General features: G+C 69.7%; 15 protein-coding genes. 8 read left to right on the forward strand and 7 right to left on the reverse strand.

Annotation, left to right across the window (positions count from 1 at the left end; genetic code table 11):
- Positions 1–212: 212 nt before the first annotated feature.
- Genes M3M54_RS11530 through M3M54_RS11545 form a run of 4 tightly spaced genes read right to left on the reverse strand, consistent with a single transcriptional unit; the run spans position 213 to position 2,006 of the window.
- Positions 213–623 (reverse strand): putative toxin-antitoxin system toxin component, PIN family, encoded by a 411-nt coding sequence (locus M3M54_RS11530; protein ID WP_249019194.1) that lies wholly within the window; start codon positions 621–623, stop codon positions 213–215.
- A gap of 6 nt (positions 624–629) precedes the next feature.
- The gene (locus tag M3M54_RS11535; protein WP_249019195.1) at positions 630–944 is read right to left on the reverse strand and encodes a type II toxin-antitoxin system Phd/YefM family antitoxin; all 315 of its coding nucleotides are present in this window, start codon (positions 942–944) and stop codon (positions 630–632) included.
- A gap of 37 nt (positions 945–981) precedes the next feature.
- Positions 982–1,233: a hypothetical protein gene (locus M3M54_RS11540; protein WP_249019196.1), complete on the reverse strand. Its 252-nt coding sequence runs from the start codon at positions 1,231–1,233 to the stop codon at positions 982–984.
- Between the two features lie 2 nt (positions 1,234–1,235).
- Positions 1,236–2,006: a hypothetical protein gene (locus M3M54_RS11545; protein ID WP_249019197.1), complete on the reverse strand. Its 771-nt coding sequence runs from the start codon at positions 2,004–2,006 to the stop codon at positions 1,236–1,238.
- A 77-nt stretch (positions 2,007–2,083) separates the two neighbouring features.
- Between M3M54_RS11545 and M3M54_RS11550 the strand changes: the two genes are divergently transcribed.
- Positions 2,084–2,779 (forward strand): hypothetical protein, encoded by a 696-nt coding sequence (locus M3M54_RS11550; RefSeq protein ID WP_249019198.1) that lies wholly within the window; start codon positions 2,084–2,086, stop codon positions 2,777–2,779.
- Positions 2,780–2,787: 8 nt separating this feature from the next.
- Positions 2,788–3,573, forward strand: coding sequence for a transposase domain-containing protein (locus M3M54_RS11555; protein WP_256465773.1), 786 nt, complete (start codon positions 2,788–2,790; stop codon positions 3,571–3,573).
- Between the two features lie 171 nt (positions 3,574–3,744).
- Here M3M54_RS11555 and purD read toward each other — a convergent pair whose 3' ends face one another.
- A complete protein-coding gene (gene purD / locus M3M54_RS11560) occupies positions 3,745–5,088 on the reverse strand; it encodes a phosphoribosylamine--glycine ligase (RefSeq protein ID WP_249019199.1) in 1,344 nt (447 codons plus the stop codon).
- A 94-nt stretch (positions 5,089–5,182) separates the two neighbouring features.
- Here purD and glgC point away from each other — a divergent pair, with 94 nt between their 5' ends.
- The 4 genes from glgC (at position 5,183) to M3M54_RS11580 (ending at position 11,096) form a co-directional block, all read left to right on the forward strand.
- Positions 5,183–6,439 carry a glucose-1-phosphate adenylyltransferase gene (gene glgC, locus M3M54_RS11565; RefSeq protein WP_249019200.1) on the forward strand — a complete coding sequence of 419 codons (1,257 nt, stop codon included), beginning with the start codon at positions 5,183–5,185 and terminating at the stop codon, positions 6,437–6,439.
- On the forward strand, positions 6,436–7,677 hold the full coding sequence (glgA, locus tag M3M54_RS11570) for a glycogen synthase (protein ID WP_249019201.1): 1,242 nt from the start codon (positions 6,436–6,438) through the stop codon (positions 7,675–7,677). The genes glgC and glgA overlap by 4 nt, the downstream gene beginning before the upstream one ends.
- 458 nt (positions 7,678–8,135) lie before the next feature.
- Entirely contained in the window at positions 8,136–9,914 is a 1,779-nt protein-coding gene (locus M3M54_RS11575; RefSeq protein WP_249019202.1) for a hypothetical protein, read from the forward strand.
- A 30-nt stretch (positions 9,915–9,944) separates the two neighbouring features.
- The gene (locus tag M3M54_RS11580) at positions 9,945–11,096 is read left to right on the forward strand and encodes a phosphopentomutase (RefSeq protein WP_249019203.1); all 1,152 of its coding nucleotides are present in this window, start codon (positions 9,945–9,947) and stop codon (positions 11,094–11,096) included.
- A gap of 67 nt (positions 11,097–11,163) precedes the next feature.
- Here the strand turns inward: M3M54_RS11580 and M3M54_RS11585 are convergent, their stop codons facing one another.
- A complete protein-coding gene (locus M3M54_RS11585) occupies positions 11,164–11,661 on the reverse strand; it encodes a hypothetical protein (RefSeq protein WP_249019204.1) in 498 nt (165 codons plus the stop codon).
- 6 nt (positions 11,662–11,667) lie between these two features.
- Between M3M54_RS11585 and add the strand changes: the two genes are divergently transcribed.
- Positions 11,668–12,636 (forward strand): adenosine deaminase, encoded by a 969-nt coding sequence (gene add, locus M3M54_RS11590; protein WP_249019205.1) that lies wholly within the window; start codon positions 11,668–11,670, stop codon positions 12,634–12,636.
- Positions 12,637–12,700: 64 nt separating this feature from the next.
- On the opposite strand, the gene clpB is transcribed toward add, so the two are convergent.
- A complete protein-coding gene (gene clpB, locus M3M54_RS11595; protein WP_256465774.1) occupies positions 12,701–15,304 on the reverse strand; it encodes an ATP-dependent chaperone ClpB in 2,604 nt (867 codons plus the stop codon).
- Between the two features lie 186 nt (positions 15,305–15,490).
- Between clpB and M3M54_RS11600 the strand changes: the two genes are divergently transcribed.
- Positions 15,491–17,743: a bifunctional diguanylate cyclase/phosphodiesterase gene (locus tag M3M54_RS11600; RefSeq protein WP_249019206.1), complete on the forward strand. Its 2,253-nt coding sequence runs from the start codon at positions 15,491–15,493 to the stop codon at positions 17,741–17,743.
- The last annotated feature ends 2 nt before the right edge of the window (positions 17,744–17,745 follow it).

Below are 17,745 nucleotides of genomic sequence, written 5' to 3' on the forward strand. Positions count from 1 at the left end.
GGAGCCGGTCGGCATCCGCGTGGTAAACGATGTGTGAACACGTTCAATCCGGACGTCCGGATTGAGTGTGTTATCCGGACCCGCTGGTTATCCGAACTGTCCGGCGCCATGCGGTATCGCTGCTGAAGAATCCGGCAGCGGGGTCGGCATAACCCGCCGGGTGATGATCCAGATCGGCATCGGGTGTGGCGCGCAACTGAGGCGCTGCGCGGTCACGTATCGAGCTGGTCTAAGAATTGGCGTGGGGTGAGGACCGGCGGGTGCGGGTCGGCGAGATCGAGAAGGTGTCGGTCGCCAGAGACCAGGTAGTCCGCTCGCGCGACGCGGGCAAGCGCGATCAGGTAGTCGTCATCGGGATCTGGGGAGACGCTGGGCGGGTCGGGCGGATCGGTGACGATGATGGCATCGGCGGCGAGTCCGTCGATGAAGGCGACCGCGGTTGCGGTGGTGATGAACCGCCGGAACTTCGGGCGGGCGAGGACGTCCGCGAGTTCATCGAGCACAGAGGGGCTGACGATCAGCTCGAAGCGTTCGTTGGTCCATGCGGTGAGGATCTGCCGAGGTGGGCCGGCCGGCGAGATCGCGGCCGACACCAGCACGTTGGGGTCCAGCACGGCGCGCACGCGCCGTTATCGACGCGCGGGCGGACGTCGTTCGCGGCGCATCGCGTGCAGCTCGCTGTTGGCGAGCTTCATCGCCTCGTCGGCATCGAGCGTGTCAGTGGTCTCGCGCGCTTGCTGTTCGAGCGCGGCGGCGACGCGCTCGCGGCCGCCGGCGAGTTTGAGGTAGCGCTCGTAGGAGATCACGACCGCCTCGGGGCGTCGGCGGGCGCCGATCACGACCGGTTCGGCGTCAGCGCCGGCCTGGCGGAACCGCTCGAGCAGCGCGGGTAGTTGCGCGCGCGCTTCGCGGGTGGCGAGCACGTGGTGCGGTTTGCGTTCCACCCCGAGAATGGTAGCACGAACGTGTACACATATGCGGTCACATCCAGCGCGCCCAGCGACGGTAGGCCTCGATCCATTCCCACCCGTCCGGCGCCGGGTCGGGGATGGGCAGGTCCCGGATCGGGATCGTCTGCCGATGCCCGTCGCGTGTGCAGATCGCGAGGTGCTCCTCGATCGTCGTGAACAGGCCGGTGACCTGTTCTGAGTCGTTGTAGCAGTCGACGGTCGCCTGCTCGATCAGCTCATCGAGCTCGAAGGTGCTGATCGTGGGTCGTGCTTGGCGGGGCATGGTCAGAGCAGTGTCGCCTGCGTGGGCTGGGTCGCTGCCGTCCACTTGCGGACGGTCGCGTTGGTGTCATCGCGCGCGCGGCGACGAGCGACGTCGGGGCCGTCGAGCTCGCAGAGCAGGTCAAGCGCCGCGAGCCGCGCACCGGACTGCCCGCCGGCCAGGCCGCGGGCGAGGAGCGCTCGCTGCTGTGGCTCGTCGAGAACGCCTGCGGCGTCGAGCAGGCCATGGATCGCGGCGTCACGGTGGCGGGGCTGGAACCGTTCGGCGGTGCTGAGCAGCTCAGCGAGCCGCTCCGGGCGCGCATGGAGCGCTTGGCGTGCCGCCCAGCGACGTAGCGGCGGCTCGGGCCGGATGCGGTGCTGTGCCGGCGTGTCTTCGGTCACGGTGTAGGTGCGGCCGGTCCCGTCGCGCAGGTCGATTGCGAGCCATTGCGGGGAGGCCCACGCCAGTGGGTAGGAGATCACGTGGTCGTTGGCGAGGAACGCGTCGGTCAGCTCGTCGAGCTCGGTGCCGTCGAGTAGGCCGCTGTCGTGAATGGCAGCGATCAGCTTCGCGGTGACCCGGTCCCACCGCCGACAGGTGCACACCAGCAGGACGGCTAGCGTGAACGGCAGCTCGCCGGTGCCGTGCACGCGGGTGAGCAGCTCGACCGCCTCGGCGTGCCGGGTGCTGCAACCCCAACCGCCCGGGTTGCCGAGCAGCAGCCGGCACAGCTCATCGGCGTCGTCGATCGCGACGAGCTGTTCGACCGCCTCCTGATCGATTCTCAGCATCGACCGGGCAGCGTAGGCGCCTCGGCGGACATCGAGCCGCCGGACCGTCAGCGCGCGGGGATAGATTTCTGGTCGCGATGGCGGACACGGTGACGATCGATCAGGCGCTCGACGCGTTCCTTGGCGACCAGCGCGCGCGGCTGTCGGATCGCACGTATCGCAACTACGAGGACGTGATCCGGCTGCTGCGCGACAGCCTGAACACGTATGCGTATTCGTCGCTCGACGCGCGCGACTCGAAGCGGTGGCAGAAGGCGTTCGACGCCGGGGACGAGGAGGCGTTCTGCCATCTGTTCGGGCCCCAGGAGATCCCGCCGCACCTCGGCGAGTTCCTCGGCTATTTCATGGTCCGCAAGGTGATCGCCGGCCAGGAGCTGCTCAAGGCCGCGGGAACGGTCACCGCCAAGCTCGCCCGCTGGCTCGAGCAGCAGGCGTATATCGAGAGCGACGCGGCCGAGGTCGCCGTCGACCGCGCGCGCGACAGCGCGCGCGAGCTTCCCGCAGCAGACCGCCTCACCGACCTGCTCGTCGAGGTCACGATGAAAGCGCCGGACATCGATGTTGACGATGTCGGCGAGGAGGACTGGGTAGAGGATCAGCTCATGATCGACCAGGTCGAAGTCGGGAAGATCTGGTTCGAGGGCGGGATCGGCCCGATCCAGGTTCCCAAGCGCGCGAGCGAGCTCGCCCAGCCGGGGTGGATGGTGTTCATCGTCGCCGCGCGCGTGCGCAAGCGCTGGCATCTGCTCGAGGTCGGCACCGTCTACCCCTGACCGCTCGGGTGCGGTCAGAGCGATTCGAGGAACCGCAGCAGCGGATCGGGTGGCCGGTAGCGGCCGGGCTTGCTGCACGGGTTGTTGTCTATTACGTGTTGGCGTTGGCGTTGTTTCCCGACTGTTCCGATGGGGAGGTGATGCGCCAGCTGGTTGAGGGGCTGGCGTGGGAGACGGGGCGGGAGCGCTCTTGGAGGGTGCCACCGAAGATGGCGATCTCCAAGGCCCTGACACGGCTTGGCGGGGGCCCAAGTCGTTGTCCCACACGGCGTGCGTGCCGGTCGCCCTGCCACGCGAAGAGACCATCCCTGACGGCTCCTTCTACCAATGTCAGCACCGATCACCACGGCCGCGAGCGTGCTGATGCCATCCAGGTCCGCGTAAGCGAGTACCAGCTCAATGACGGCGTCCTGACCGGCGAAGAGCAGCAGCGCTACCGGCTGATCACAACGCTCCTTGACGCTGACAACGCGCCAGCCACGGACCTGGCCGCGCTCTACCCCGAGCGCTGGACGCTCGAGTCAGCTCTTGACGAGATCAAAACCCATCAGCGCGGCCCCAGAGTCGTGTTGCGCTCCAAGTCCCCCGACGGCGTCTACCAGGAAGCCTGGGGACACCTCCCGACCCATTACGCGATCCGCCGGCTCATGCACGACGCCGCACTCCAAGCCGACCCGATCCCGCACCGATTGTCGTTCATACGCAGCATCCGCGCCGTCCGCCGCTTCACCCGCACCCAGCCAGGCCTTCTCCCCCCGCAACAGCAGCCAGACTCACCAGCGAGCCGCCGCTGAGATCATCGCAGGGCCGCTCCCGCCACAGCGCCCGGCGCACAGCTCCTGCGTGCTGGCAAACAACGTCCCCAGACCCTCGCCGTGCGGCAGGCTGCCGGTGTGCCGTGCCCCTGGCTGGCCGAAGACGCAATCACGATCTCCGCCGCCTACGTTTACGGTGTTGTGGCCAGGCTACGCAGCGCCTTCAACGCCGGCCCCGATGTCCCGGCGCATCTGCCGGCCGGGGAACGTGATCAGCTCGGCGGCGGCGTAGGCGGCCGCGCGAGCAGCATCGAGGTTCGCGCCGAGCGCGGTGACGCTGAGCACGCGCCCGCCGGCCGTGACGATGCGCCCCAGCTCGTCGGTGGCCGTGCCCGCGTGGGTCACCGCCACGGCGTCGCCGGCAGCGGCGACGCCCATGGCGACCGCGGCGTCCAGCCCCTCGATCAGATCGCCGCTCGAGGAGCTCTCCGGGTAGCCGGCGCTCGCGAGCACCACGGTCACCGCGCGCCGCTCGTCCCAGTCGAGCACCACGCCGTCAAGTCCGCCGCCACCGGGCGCCGCCGCGCGCAGCAGCGACAGCAGGTCGCTGCGCAGCCGCGGCAGGATCGCCTGCGTCTCCGGGTCACCGAAGCGCGCGTTGAACTCGAGCACCCTGGGCCCCGAGTCGGTCAACATCAACCCGGCATAGAGCACGCCGTGAAAGACGATGCCGCGGCGAGCGAGCTCATCCATCACCGGCTGGTGGACCGTCTCACACAGCGCTTGCGCCGCGCGCTCGTCGATCCCGGGGACCGGCGAGTAGGCGCCCATGCCGCCCGTGTTGGGGCCGCGGTCACCGTCGAGGATCCGCTTGTAATCCTGCGCCGAGGCGAGCGGCAGCGCGCGGACACCGTCGCAGATCGCAAGCAACGAGACCTCGCGGCCGGAGAGGAACTCCTCGACCACGACCCGCTCGGTGCCGAAGCGATGCTCGACCAGCAGCTCATGCAGGGCGGCGCGGGCCTCATCCTCGCTGCGCGCGATGATCACGCCCTTACCCGCGGCCAGCCCGTCGGCCTTGATCACAGCCGGGTAGCGACCGCCCTGGATCGCGTCGATGGCCGCCAGCCCATCAGCGACCGTGGCGACCACGCGGTAGGCGGCGCTCGGCACCCCTGCAGCCTCCATCACCTCCTTGCAGAAGGCCTTTGAACCCTCCAGCCGAGCGCCGTCGGCGGTCGGGCCGAAGCAGGCGATGCCAGCCTGCGCCAGCGCGTCAGCCAGCCCAGCCACCAGCGGCGCCTCGGGTCCGACCACCACCAGGTCCACACGCTCGGTGACCGCGGCGGCCACCAGCCCTGAAACGTCATCGCCTGAAACCGGCAAAAGACGCGCCAGCGCGGCGATACCCGGGTTGCCCGGCGCGCACAACAGTTCGGGAGCAGCCGGCGACCGCGCCAGTGCGTGCAGGATCGCGTGCTCGCGGGCACCCGAGCCGACCACCAGCACCCTTGGCGCGTTTGCGTTTGTGCCCGCCGGCGCAGTGCTCGACACGGTCGCTGACTTTAACGAGCTGACCAGCGCCGCGGAGGGCGCCGCGCGGCTCAGGCTTGCAAAGGACCCCGCCCACCGCAGAGAATGGTGAGCCATGTGGAGCCCCCGACCCGACGCGAACGTGATTGCGATGGTGCTCGCCGGCGGCGAGGGTAAGCGCCTGGCCCCGCTGACGCTCGACCGCGCCAAGCCGGCGGTGCCGTTCGGCGGCAACTACCGGCTGATCGACTTCGCGCTCTCGAACCTGGTGAACGCCGGCTACCGGCGGGTCGTGGTGCTCACCCAGTACAAGAGCCACTCGCTGGACCGCCACATCTCACAGACCTGGCGGCTGTCGACCCTGCTCGGCAACTACGTCGCCACCGTGCCCGCGCAGATGCGCCGCGGCCCCTACTGGTTCGCGGGCTCGGCCGACGCGATCTTCCAGAATCTCAACCTGCTGCGTGACGAGCGCCCCGAGCAGGTGATCGTCTTCGGCGCCGACCACATCTACCGGATGGACCCCTCGCAGATGGTTGCCCAGCACATCCAGTCAGGCGCGGGAGTGACGGTCGCGGCCATCCGCGTGCCGATCGAGCAGGCCAACCAGTTCGGCGTGATCGAGACCGAGCCCGACGGTCGCACCGTCGCCGAGTTCCGGGAGAAGCCCGAGCAGGCGATCGGGCTCCCGGACGCGCCCCACCAGGTGTACGCGTCGATGGGCAACTATGTCTTTGACGCACAGCGCCTGATCGACATCGTCTCCGAGGATGCCGAGGACCCGACCTCGGCGCACGACCTCGGCGCAAACATCATTCCTCGACTGGTCGCCTCCAGCGAGGCGCAGGTCTACGACTTCGCCCAGAACGTGGTGCCGGGGGCGACCGAGCGAGATGCGGGCTACTGGCGCGACGTGGGGACGATCGACGCCTTCTACGACGCCAACATGGACCTGATCTCGGTCACCCCGATCTTCAACCTCTACAACATGGACTGGCCGATCCTGACGCTGCCCGAGCCGCTGCCGCCGGCCAAGTTCGTCTTCGCCGAGGACGAGCGCATGGGGCACGCGCTCGACTCGATGGTCTCGCCCGGCGTGATCGTCTCCGGGGCGACGGTCGATCATTCCGTGATCTCCTCGCGCGTGCACCTGCACGCGCGAGCGCTGGTGACCGACTCGGTGGTCTTCTCGGGCGTCGATGTCGGCGGTGGCGCCGTGGTGCGCCGCGCGATCGTCGACAAGGACGTGGTGATCGACCCCGGGGCGCGGATCGGCGTGGATCCCGAGGAGGACCGGGCGCGCTTCACGATCTCGCCCGCCGGGATCGTGGTGGTACCGAAGGGGACGCGCGTGCAGGCGCGCGAGATGTGAGCCCGGCCGCCGGGCGCACCGGGCCGCCAGCGAGCGCGCGCCGGGTCGCGCTGCTGACCCGCGAGTACCCGCCGGACGTCTACGGCGGTGCCGGCGTGCACGTCGAATACCTTGCGCGCGAGCTGCGCCGCCTGGTTGAGCTCGACGTTCACTGCTGGGGCGCGCCGCGGAGCGACCCGCAGGTCCACGCCTACAGCGCCTGGCAGGCGCTGTCAGGCAGCGCGCCGGAGCTGGCGGCGCTCGCGGCGGTGTCGGTGGATCTGCTGATGGCCGCACACGTTGGCGAGGCCGAGCTGGTCCACAGCCACACCTGGTACGCGCAGTTCGCGGGACATCTGGCCAAGCTGATCCACGGCCTGCCGCACGTCGCGACCGTGCACTCGCTGGAACCGTTGCGGCCCTGGAAGGCTGAGCAGCTAGGCGGCGGCTATGCGCTCTCCAGCTTCTGTGAGCGCACCGCGCTGGAGGCCGCCGACGCGGTCATCGCTGTCTCAAAGAGCTCCCGCGCGGACATCCTGAGGGCGTATCCGGCGATCGCGCCGGAGCGGGTGCAGGTGGTGCTCAACGGGATCGACACCACCGAGTACCGGCCCGACCCCGCCACCGACGTGCTGGAGCGGCTGGGGGTCGACCCCACCCGTCCCAGCGTCGTCTTCGTCGGTCGCATCACGCGGCAGAAGGGAGTCGCGCACCTGCTGCACGCGGCCGCCGACTTTGCGCCCGAGGCGCAGCTCGTGCTCTGTGCCGGCGCGCCGGACACGCCCGAGATCGGCGCCGAGGTGCAGGCGCTCACCAGGGCGCTGATGCAGTCACGCCGGGGCGTCTTCTGGATCCAGGAGATGCTGCCCAAGCGCGACGTGATCCAGCTGCTCAGCCACGCGACCGTGTTCGTCTGCCCATCCATCTACGAGCCGCTCGGGATCGTCAACCTGGAGGCGATGGCGTGCGAGACGCCGGTGGTCGCAAGCGCCACCGGCGGGATCGTGGAGGTCGTCAAGGACGGTGAGACGGGCCTGCTCGTCGAGCTCGAGCAGGCGCCCGGCTCGATCGACCCGGTGGACCCGGCGCGCTTTGCCGCGGCGTTCGCGACCGCCGTCAACCGTCTTTTGGCCGACCCGGCGCTGGCGCGCGAGATGGGCCGCGCCGGGCGCCGGCGGGCGGTCGAGCAGTTCGGCTGGCGCGCGATCGCCGAGCAGACGCTAACGGTCTACGACTTCGCCGCCGCACACCGGCGCTGAGCAGCGGAGTCGGCGTTGAGCGCTTCTGCGCGCTGGTGGCGGAGCGCGCAGAGCGATCTTCCCCGAGGGTCCGCGCGGCGCTGGACATCTCGTTGGCGGCCCCGACCCGGCGATGGTGGCCGCCGACCGCTGTTTGGCGGAGGTCGCGGCCATGCCAAGCCCGACGTCACAGAACTGACCGCTCGAGGCACACCGCGCGCGCGGCCTTGCCCAACCGCGGCCAGGTGGTATCTTGCCGACCTTACGACGAAGGAGGCGGTCGCTTGAGCAGTGTGGTTCGCGCAGCAATCTCGCAGACCGGGCGAACTGGGGACAGGCCGTCAATGCTCGACAAGCACGAGCGCTTTGCGGCACTGGCGCGGGAGCGCCTTACGTGCTCACCCTGATCGCCGTCGCGGGCTTGATCGGGCGCTCGTGCCCGCCCGCCGCCGACGGGGTCCCGTACGTGAAGGACTAGCGTGTCCGTCGCCAGACTCTCGATCACCACGCTCGGCGAGGGCGGCGAGCGCCTCTCGGACGAGGTTGAGCTCTACGAGCGGACCTACTCGACGCTGCTTCGCTCGAGCGGTGAGACCAGGCTGCGCGTGCTCGAGTCGTCACACCGGGCGATGCGCTCGAGCCTGCACGCGCTGGCCGACAGCGAGCAGATCGACCTGGGCGCCTTCCTGTATGCGGTGGCGCGCCTGCCGGAGGCGATCGCCGGCGCCCGGCGCGTGATCATGGGCCAGTCGGTTGACTCGCTGGCGGCCGACGGCCTGGACGTCAGTCGCTGGCCGGAGGCCGAGTCGCCGGCTCGCCGGCGGCGCTGGTACGTGGGGCCCGACGGCACGCTGGCGGTGCTGATCGCAAGCTCCTCCGACGTCGATGACCTCGTGCCCACCCTGGTCGCCTACCAGATCGAGTGGAACAAGATGCACCTGCACCTGGCGGGCGCCGGCAGCCAGCTGCGCGCTAGCCCCGATCCCGAGACGTGCGCACGCCTGCTGGGCGGTGGCGACGATGACTGGCAACGGCTGCATGAGGCCTGGGGCAAGCACTTCGCAGAGCGTCTCGAGCTGGTCGGCGCCCGCCGCCTGTCGCTGCGCATCAGAATGCTCGGCGGCAGCAACGCCGGCTACGCCCGCATGACACGGCGCTGGTGGGCCCCGATCCAGACCGAGCTCGGGCAGATGCCCAAAGAGCATGCGAGGAGCGCCGCTGAGAAAGCCGGCAGCGGTGCCGCTGGCCAGCGGGCCAGCGGCACCGAGGAAGGCGCGCTCTACTTCGTCTCCTCAAACACGCACAGCCTGGTCAACATCGCCACCGGCATCGCCCGTGATCGCGAGGCTCAGCTGATCGCCTTCGTGGAGTCGCTGCCGGCGGATGATGTGCTGCGCGAGGAGCTCGAGCGTTTTCGCGCGGGCGAGAGCGAGGGCTCGTGGGAGAACTTTCTGTACTTCGCGGCCGGACAGTGGTTTGGCAAGCGGGGCGCGCCCGGCGCCGCCGAGCGGCGTCAGGCGGAGGCCGCCTACGGTGTCAGGCACCTGCGCAGCGCCACGGCGCTGCGCGTCTCCGCCCAGCTGATACCGCTGGCGGCGCTGAGCGTGCACTCGCTCGACCCGCGGCTCGGCGAGGTGGACGCGGCGGCACTCGCGGCCAGCCGAGCCCGGATCGTCAACATCGACTACCCGCTCGGGGTGGCGGCCTACAACATCCTGCGCGAGGTGGCGATCGACGCGACCTCGCTGCGCGGCGTGTACGTGCTCGGCAAGGCCGCGACGCTCAACGCCGACGTCGGCGACGTGCTGATCTCGAGCGTCGTGCACGACGAGCACTCGCGCTCCACCTACTGGCTTGACAACGCCTTCAGCGTCGAGGACCTGGCGGGCGATCTGCGCTTCGGCACCGGCCTTGACAACCAGCGCGCGGTGACTGTGAAGTCCACGTTCCTGCAGAACCGCGCCTACCTGGACTTCTACTATCGCGAGGCGTTCACCGTGGTGGAGATGGAGGCCGGACCGTTCTTGAACGCGGTCTACGAGCTCGCCGACCCCGATCGCTTCCCGGTCGGAGAGGCGATCAACTTCTCCAAGCTGCCGATCGATTTGGGGATCATCCACTACGCCTCAGACACCCCCTACACGCAGGCGCGCACGCTGGGGGCACGAGGCCTCTCCTACTACGGCATGGACTCCACCTACGCTTCGTCGCTTGCGATCCTCAGGCGGATCCTGAAGCTCGAGGGCATCCTCGGCTAGCGCCCGGCGTGTGCGACGCTCGGGACCCGGATGCGCAGAGCCTTCGTGATCGTGCTTGACGCCTGCGGCGTCGGCGCCCTGCCGGACGCCGCCGCCTACGGCGACAGCCCCGACGCGAACACGCTCGCGCACGTGGCAGAGCTCGCCGGCGGACTCTACCTGCCGACGCTCGGCGCGCTCGGACTCGGCTCGATCGAGCCGATCAGGGGGGTGGCGCGAGCGCCGGCGCCGGTGCTGCACGGCCGCCTGGCGCCGCTTGGGCCCGGCAAGGAGTCGGTCACAGGCCACTGGGAGATGATGGGTGTGGTCCCCAAGGCGCCGCTGCCGACCTATCCGGAGGGCTTCCCGGCGGAGCTTGTGCGGGCACTCGAACGGGCAACCGGCCGGCGCTTCTGCTGCAACCGGCCCTACAGCGGCACGCAGGTGCTCGAGGATTACGGCCCCCACCACCTGCGCACCGGTGAGCTGATCCTCTACACCTCCGCCGACTCGGTGCTGCAGATCGCCGCACACCACGACGTGCTCTCAGAGCCGGAGCTACAGCGGGTGTGCGCCGCCGCGCGCGCGGTGATGAGTGGCGAGCACGCCGTCGGGCGGGTGATCGCCCGCCCCTTCACCGGCACGCCGGGCGCGTTCGTGCGCACCGCCGGGCGGCACGACTATGCACTTGAGCCGCCGGGGCGCTCCTACCTGCAGGAGCTCAGGGACGCCGGCGTGCCGGTGCACGCCGTGGGCAAGATCCGCGACCTGTTCGCCGGGGTTGGGATCGACGTCGCCCACCGGGGCGCGACCAATGCCCAGGCACTGCAGTCAACCGAGGCCCTGATCGGGGAGCTCGGGAGCGGGCTGGTCTTCACCAACCTGGTCGACACCGACCAGCTGTTCGGCCACCGTCACGACGTGGCAGGCTTTGCGGCCGCGCTTGCGGAGATTGACACGGCCCTCGGCCGCTGGCTCGAGCGGCTCGGCGACGAGGACCTGCTGATCCTGACCGCCGATCATGGCGTTGACCCGCTGTCGGGCCACACCGACCACACGCGCGAGCACGCGCTGCTCTTGGCGCGCTTTCGGGGCGCAGGCGGGCGCCGGCACGACGGGCTGCTGGCCGACGTGGGCGCGAGCGTGCTGCGCTGGCTGGCCGGCACAGACGCGCCGGCGCTGCCCGGTCGGTCCTTCGTCTGAGGCGCTCCGGCGGGCGATAGCGTCGCGACGGCTTGGTGCCACTGACCGTCGTCGTGGGAGGCCGGGCTCAGACCGTCTTGGCGCTGTTCGGCCGGACCCCAGTGATGAGCTGGCCGGTGTCGGTCATGTAGGCGTGCCGGTCATGCCTGCTGGAGAGGCCAGTTGGCGAGTTTCCGACCCCACGAGCATCCCTTCGGGAGTGGTGGTCTTGAACCGCGTCTCGATCGAGAACACGCTCGGCGGGACCGTGAACGCCTAGCCGGCGGCAAGCGTGGAAAGAACCGGTGCTAAACCGGGTTCGCTCAACGCTCACGCTCCCGCCACCACCTCGTGCTGGATCACGTTCTGTGGCGTGCGAAGCGCCCGCCACAGCCACGGAGACCAGGTCACGAGCAACACCACCACCCGACCACAGCGCGTAGCCGTCGGCGGCCGCGACCTCCGGGGTTGGCTCGGCGCCGTCGTAGAGGTTGCGCAGCAGCGCGAGCCCCTCGACCCCGGCAAGCAGCTCGCACGCAGAGCCGCTCCTGACCATCGCCGTGGCGAGCCTACCAGCGATAATCACGGCTCGATGTTGCCGCAGGCCGAACTGCACGTGCACCTCGAGGGCACCGCGCCACCAGCGCTGATCGCCCGGATCGCCAAGCGCAACCGGATCGAGCTGCCGCCCGGCATGCTCGCGCCCGACGGGCGCTTTCACTTCCGCGACTTTCTGCACTTCCTGAACACCTACGACCTCGCGGCAAGCGTGATCCGCACCAGCGAGGATTACCGCAACATCACCTACGAGTACCTCTCGAACGTGGCGCGCGAGGGCGGCGTCTACGTGGAGCTGACCGCCTCACCCGACCACGCGGCGCTCGTCGGCCTGGACGACGATGCGCACTACGGGGGCATCGCCCAGGGGATCGACGACGCCCGCCGCGACCATGGGATCGAGTCGCGCATCCTGGTCTCGGCGGTGCGTAACTTCGGCCCCGAGCAGGCCCTGCGGGTCGCCCGTCGCGCCGCGCAGCGACCGCACCCCTACATCGTCGGCTTCAGCCTGGCGGGCGATGAGCGGGTGGCGCCGGCGCAGTTCGCCCCGGCCTATGAGGTGGCGGCCGCGGCGGGCCTCGGCTGCACGATCCACGCCGGCGAGTGGCAGGGCCCGAGCGCCATTCGCGAGGCGCTCAAGCTGCCCGTCACCCGCCTGGATCATGGGGCGCGCGCGAGCGAGGACCCCACTCTTCTGCACGAGCTCGCCGCCCGCGGGATGACGCTGAACGTCTGTCCGACCAGCAACGTGGTGCTCGGTGTCTACAGATCACTGTCCGAGCACCCGCTGCCACACCTCCACGGGTCCGGCGTGCGCGTCACCCTGGGCTCGGACGACCCGCCCTACTTCGGCGCCAGCCTGGCAGGGGAGTACGCGCTCTGCGCCGAGCACTTCGGCTGGTCTGAGCAGCAGCTGCGGGAGGTCACGGCGGCGGCGATAGACGCGGCCTTCTGCGACGAGCCGCTGAAGGCCGCGCTGCGGGAGCGGCTGCGAGCGCACTAGCGCCCCGGCCCGCCGCGCCCCGCCTGACTGCGCCGCGCCCCGCCTCACTGCGCCGCGCCCCGCCTCACTGCGCCGCGCCCGCGGCGACACCCACGCGCTCAAAGACGATCTCACCCGCGGAGGCCTCGACCTCAACCCGGTCGCCCGCCACGAAGCGCCCCTCCAGCAGCGCCAGCGCCAGCGGATCGACCAGTCGCTTCTGGATCACCCGCTTGAGCGGCCGCGCACCGTAGGTCGGGTCGTAGCCAAGGTTGCCGAGCAGCGTGCGCGCGTCGTCGCTCAACACGAGCTCGACCCCGCGCTCCAGCAGGCGCCGCTCGACCAGCGCGACCTGCAGATCGACTATCTCACCGAGCTGCGCGCGCGTCAGCGGCGCGAACTCGACGATGTCATCCAGCCGGTTGATGAACTCGGGCTTGAAGTGGCCCTCCGCACCGGCCCGGCCGCCGGGGATGTTCGAGGTCATGATCAGCACCACGTTCTTGAACGACACGGTCCGTCCCTGCCCGTCGGTCAGCCGCCCGTCGTCCATCACCTGAAGCAGCGTGTTGAACACGTCCGGGTGCGCCTTCTCGATCTCATCGAGCAGCACCACCGCGTACGGGCGACGTCTGACCGCCTCGGTCAGCTGGCCGCCCTCGTCGTAGCCGACATAGCCGGGGGGCGCCCCGACCAGCCGTGAGACCGCGTGGCGCTCCATGTACTCGGACATGTCAATGCGCACCATCGCCTCGGGTGAGTCGAACATGAACTCGGCCAACGCCCGCGCGAGCTCGGTCTTGCCGACCCCTGTCGGCCCGAGGAACAAAAACGTGCCGATCGGCCGTTCTGGGTCAGAGAGCCCTGCCCGCGAGCGCCGCAGCGCGCTGGCGACAGCGCTCACCGCCTCATCCTGGCCGATCACCCGCTCGTGCAGCCGTGCCTCCATGTGCACGAGCTTCTCGATCTCGCCCTCCAGAAGCCGCGAGACCGGGATCCGCGTCCAGGTGGCGACGATCTCGGCGATGTCCTCGGCGTCCACCTCCTCCTTGAGATACCGGTGCCCTCCGCCACCGGGGTGGGCGGGGTCCTTTCCGCTGGCGTCGCCCTGCGCTCGCTCCGCCTCCTCCAGGCTGCGCGTCAGCGCCGGGATCGTGCCGTACTGCAGCTCGGCGGCGCGCTCCAGATCGCCGGCGCGCCGTGCCTGCTCAAGCTCCACACCGGCCTGCTCGAGCTGCTCCTGCAGGCTCGCGACGGCGCCGAGCGCCTGCTTCTCCTGCTGCCACTCGGCGTGCATGCCGGCGGAACGCTCGCGCTCCTCGGCCAGCGCCTGCTCCAGCTGCTCGCGCCGCGCCGCGGTGCCGGCGTCGTCTGAGTCGGCGCTGCCCAGCGACTGCAGCTCGATCTCGAGCTGCAGGATGTGGCGGTCCACCTCGTCTATCTCGGTGGGCTTCGAGTCGATCTCGGTGCGGATCCGCGAGGCGGCCTCGTCGACCAGATCGATCGCCTTGTCGGGCAGGAAGCGGTCGGCGATGTAACGGTCGCTCAGGGTGGCGGCCGCCACCAGCGCCGAGTCGGTGATCCTGACCTTGTGGTGGACCTCGTACTTGCCCTTGAGCCCGCGCAGGATCGCGATCGTGTCCTCGACGCTCGGCTCCTCCACGAACACCGGCTGGAAGCGGCGCTCCAGCGCGGCGTCCTTCTCGATGTACTTGCGGTACTCGTCGAGCGTGGTCGCGCCGACGGCGCGCAGCTCGCCGCGGGCGAGCATCGGCTTGAGCAGGTTGGCGGCGTCCACGGCGCCCTCGGAGGCTCCGGCGCCGACGATCGTGTGCAGCTCGTCGATGAACAAAACGACGTTGCCGCCGGCGTTCTGGACCTCCTTGAGCACGGCCTTGAGCCGGTCCTCGAACTCGCCGCGGTACTTGGCGCCGGCGATCAGCGCACCGATGTCAAGCGCGACCACGCGTCGGTCCTTGAGGCCCTCGGGCACGTCGCCTGAGACGATCCGCTGCGCGAGCCCTTCGGCGATCGCGGTCTTGCCGACACCCGGCTCGCCGATCAGCACCGGGTTGTTCTTGGTGCGGCGGCTGAGCACCTGGATGACACGGCGGATCTCGTCGTCGCGGCCGATCACCGGGTCGAGCTTGCCGTCGGCGGCGGCGCGCGTGAGGTCACGGCCGTACTTCTCAAGTGCCTGGAACTTGTCCTCGGGGTTCTGGTCTGTCACCTTCTGGCCGCCCCGAACCTCGGCCACGGCCCGCAAAAGCGGCTCGTAGCCGGCGCCGACCGAGCGCAGCACCTCGCCGGCGGTCTGCTTTGACTTGGCCAGCGCGAGGACCAGGTGCTCGGTGGAGATGTAGTCATCGCCCAGGGAGCGCATCTCCTCCTCGGCGCCGCGCAGCAGCTCGATCAGCTCGCTGGCGGCAGCGGCCGGCGCGGACGCGCCGCCGGTGGGCGCACTGGTGAGCCGCGGCAGCGCGTCGAGTGCGGGGTTGAGGGTGGCCCGCACGGCCGCCGGGTCGACCCCGAGCTTGCGCAGCACGGGCACGACGACACCGCCGTCCTGCTCCAGCAGCACCGCCAGCAGGTGCTCAGGGCGTGTCTGGGGGTTGCGGCGCTCGCTCGCCAGCCTTGTGGCTGCCTCGAGCGCCTCCTGGGATTTGATGGTGAAGCGGTCGGCCTGCATCGTTGTATCAGCCTCGTCTCAATGTCAGATCTAAGTCGTTCGGACTTAGATTATGACACAGACCAGCGCGCTTCGGCAGGGTCTGCCCAAATCACGGATACCGCCCAACAGGGGTGCTCTTGGCCAAGCTAACTAGCTGGATGCCCGATCGCTAAGGCCTGCGCCAGGCACGCCGATAGGAACTCAATGGCAGCCGCAGCGCCAAGCAGCGACCAACGACTGGCGCTGATCCTCGAGACCCAGCGCGAGATCCTCGGCGCCGGCGAGGCGCTGCACGCAGCCGCCCAGCTGATCGCGGCGCGGGCCCAGGCGATCACCGCCGCAGACGGCGCGATGGTGAACCTGATCGCCGATGACCAGCTGCACACCGTGGGCGTCAGCGGCAGCGGCAGCGGCGCACTGGGCTCCCGCCGCCCCATCAACGGCTCGGTGGCGCGCTTTGCAATCTCGGAGCGACGCTCGATACTCGTGGAGGACTGCCCAAACGATTCGCGCATCGACCAGCAGATGCGTGCGATGGTCGGCGACACCTCCCTGATCTGCGTGCCGCTCCTGCGCGGCAGCGAAGCACTCGGCACCCTCAACGTGATGCGCTCAGATCCAGCCCGCGCACTCAACCACGACGATCTCGCAACTTTGGAGATGCTCTCAGTCGTGCTCACCTCGGCCGTGGCCCGCGCCAGCGAGTCAGAGGCGCGACGTGCACAGGCTGAGGCGGTCAAGCGTTTCAGAACGCTGTTCGACAGCGCCTCGCTCGGGATCCTGCGCCTGGACTGCCGCGGTACCACTGTGGACGCCAACCCGGCCATGGAGGCGATCCTCGGACTCAGCCACGACCAGCTGGTTGGGCGACGCTTCGCCTCACTGGTGGCGCCCGAGGATCGCGGACGACTCGAGGCGATGTTCGCGACATTGACGAGCGAAACCGACAAGCTCCCCGATCTGGAGCTGCGCTGCAGACACAGCTCTGGCGCGACACTGTGGGTGCTTTTGCGCGGCGTGATCGAGGCGGACACGACCTGCGAGAACGGCAGCGTCGTGGCGATGGTCGAGGACATCAGCGCCCGCAAGCGTACGGAGCTTGAGCTGGAGCGCCAGGCGCAGATCAACCAACACCAGGCTCTGCACGACCAGCTGACCGGGCTGCCGAACAGAACGCTCTTCAGCGAGCGCATCAGCCAGGCGATCCTGCGCGCGCGCCGGCAGGGGACGAAGCTCGCCGTGGCACTCGTGGACCTCGACCGTTTCAAGGACATCAACGACTCCCTCGGCCACAGCGTCGGTGACAGGCTGCTCGTCAAGGTCGGCGAGTTGATGGGGCAGGCGCTGCGCGCCTCCGACACGGTCGCGCGTCTGGGCGGCGATGAGTTCGGGCTGGTGCTGCCCGAGCTGGCCACGACGGACGCCCTGGTCCCCGTGTTGGACCGTCTGCAGGCTGCGCTCGAGCGACCGATCCAGCTGGAGGATCTGCCGATCGGGATCGAGGTCTCGATCGGGATCGCGTTCTATCCGGACCATGGAGCCGAGGCCCAAACGCTGATCCAGCGCGCCGACGTGGCCATGTACGACGCCAAGCGCAACGGCTTCACGCACGCTGTCTACGACGATGCCGGCCACGCCTACGACGTGATCAACCTCACGCTGGTGGCGGAGCTGCGTCGGGCGCTGGCCGAGCACGAGCTGGTGCTCCACTATCAGCCCAAGGCGGCACTGGCAAGTGGCGAGGTCACATCCGTGGAGGCGCTGGTGCGCTGGCAGCACCCAACACGTGGGCTGGTCTCGCCCGATGCGTTCATCCCGCTTGCCCAGGAGACAAGCCTGATCGGCCCGCTCACGCTGTATGTCATAGAGGAGGCCCTGCTCCAGATCCGCACCTGGCGGGAGGACGGCATCGAGCTGCGTGTCGCCGTGAACCTCTCCACGCGCAACCTGCTCGACCGAGCTCTACCGACGCAGGTCGCGGCACTGCTCGAACGCTGCGGTGTCGCCGCCGAGATGCTCGAGCTGGAGGTCACGGAGACCTCGATGCTCGCCAACCCCAGCCGCGCCCGGGCGGTCCTGAACGAGCTCTCACAGCTGGGCATCAGACTCTCCATCGATGACTTCGGCACCGGCTACTCATCGCTCGCCTACCTGCGGGAGCTGCCCGTCGACGAGATCAAGATCGACCGCTCGTTCGTCGCGGGCATGGTGAAACAGGCCGGAGACGCGGTGATCGTCCGCTCGACCGTCGACCTGGGGCGCAACCTCGGCCTAGAGGTGGTCGCCGAAGGCGTCGAGACCGCCGCGCACTGGGACCGGCTGCGCGAGCTGGGCTGCGATACGGCCCAGGGCTACTACCTCAGCCGCCCGATGCCCGGCCCCGAGATGGGCGACTGGCTGCGGCGATGGCGGGCGCAAGCAACCGACAGCGACGTGCGACAAGCGCCGGCGGCCTGAGC

It is taken from the genome of Conexibacter sp. S30A1 (assembly GCF_023330665.1).
Taxonomy (GTDB): domain Bacteria; phylum Actinomycetota; class Thermoleophilia; order Solirubrobacterales; family Solirubrobacteraceae; genus Palsa-465.

Bases quoted from the DNA above. Each gene is read 5' to 3' on its own strand.
- M3M54_RS11545 (WP_249019197.1), bottom strand. From the start codon at position 2,006: ATGCTGAGAATCGATCAGGAGGCGGTCGAACAGCTCGTCGCGATCGAC.
- M3M54_RS11580 (WP_249019203.1), top strand. From the start codon at position 9,945: ATGCGCAGAGCCTTCGTGATCGTGCTTGACGCCTGCGGCGTCGGCGCC.
- M3M54_RS11550 (WP_249019198.1), top strand. From the start codon at position 2,084: ATGGCGGACACGGTGACGATCGATCAGGCGCTCGACGCGTTCCTTGGC.
- add (WP_249019205.1), top strand. From the start codon at position 11,668: ATGTTGCCGCAGGCCGAACTGCACGTGCACCTCGAGGGCACCGCGCCA.
- M3M54_RS11540 (WP_249019196.1), bottom strand. From the start codon at position 1,233: ATGCCCCGCCAAGCACGACCCACGATCAGCACCTTCGAGCTCGATGAG.
- glgC (WP_249019200.1), top strand. From the start codon at position 5,183: ATGTGGAGCCCCCGACCCGACGCGAACGTGATTGCGATGGTGCTCGCC.
- M3M54_RS11600 (WP_249019206.1), top strand. From the start codon at position 15,491: ATGGCAGCCGCAGCGCCAAGCAGCGACCAACGACTGGCGCTGATCCTC.
- clpB (WP_256465774.1), bottom strand. From the start codon at position 15,304: ATGCAGGCCGACCGCTTCACCATCAAATCCCAGGAGGCGCTCGAGGCA.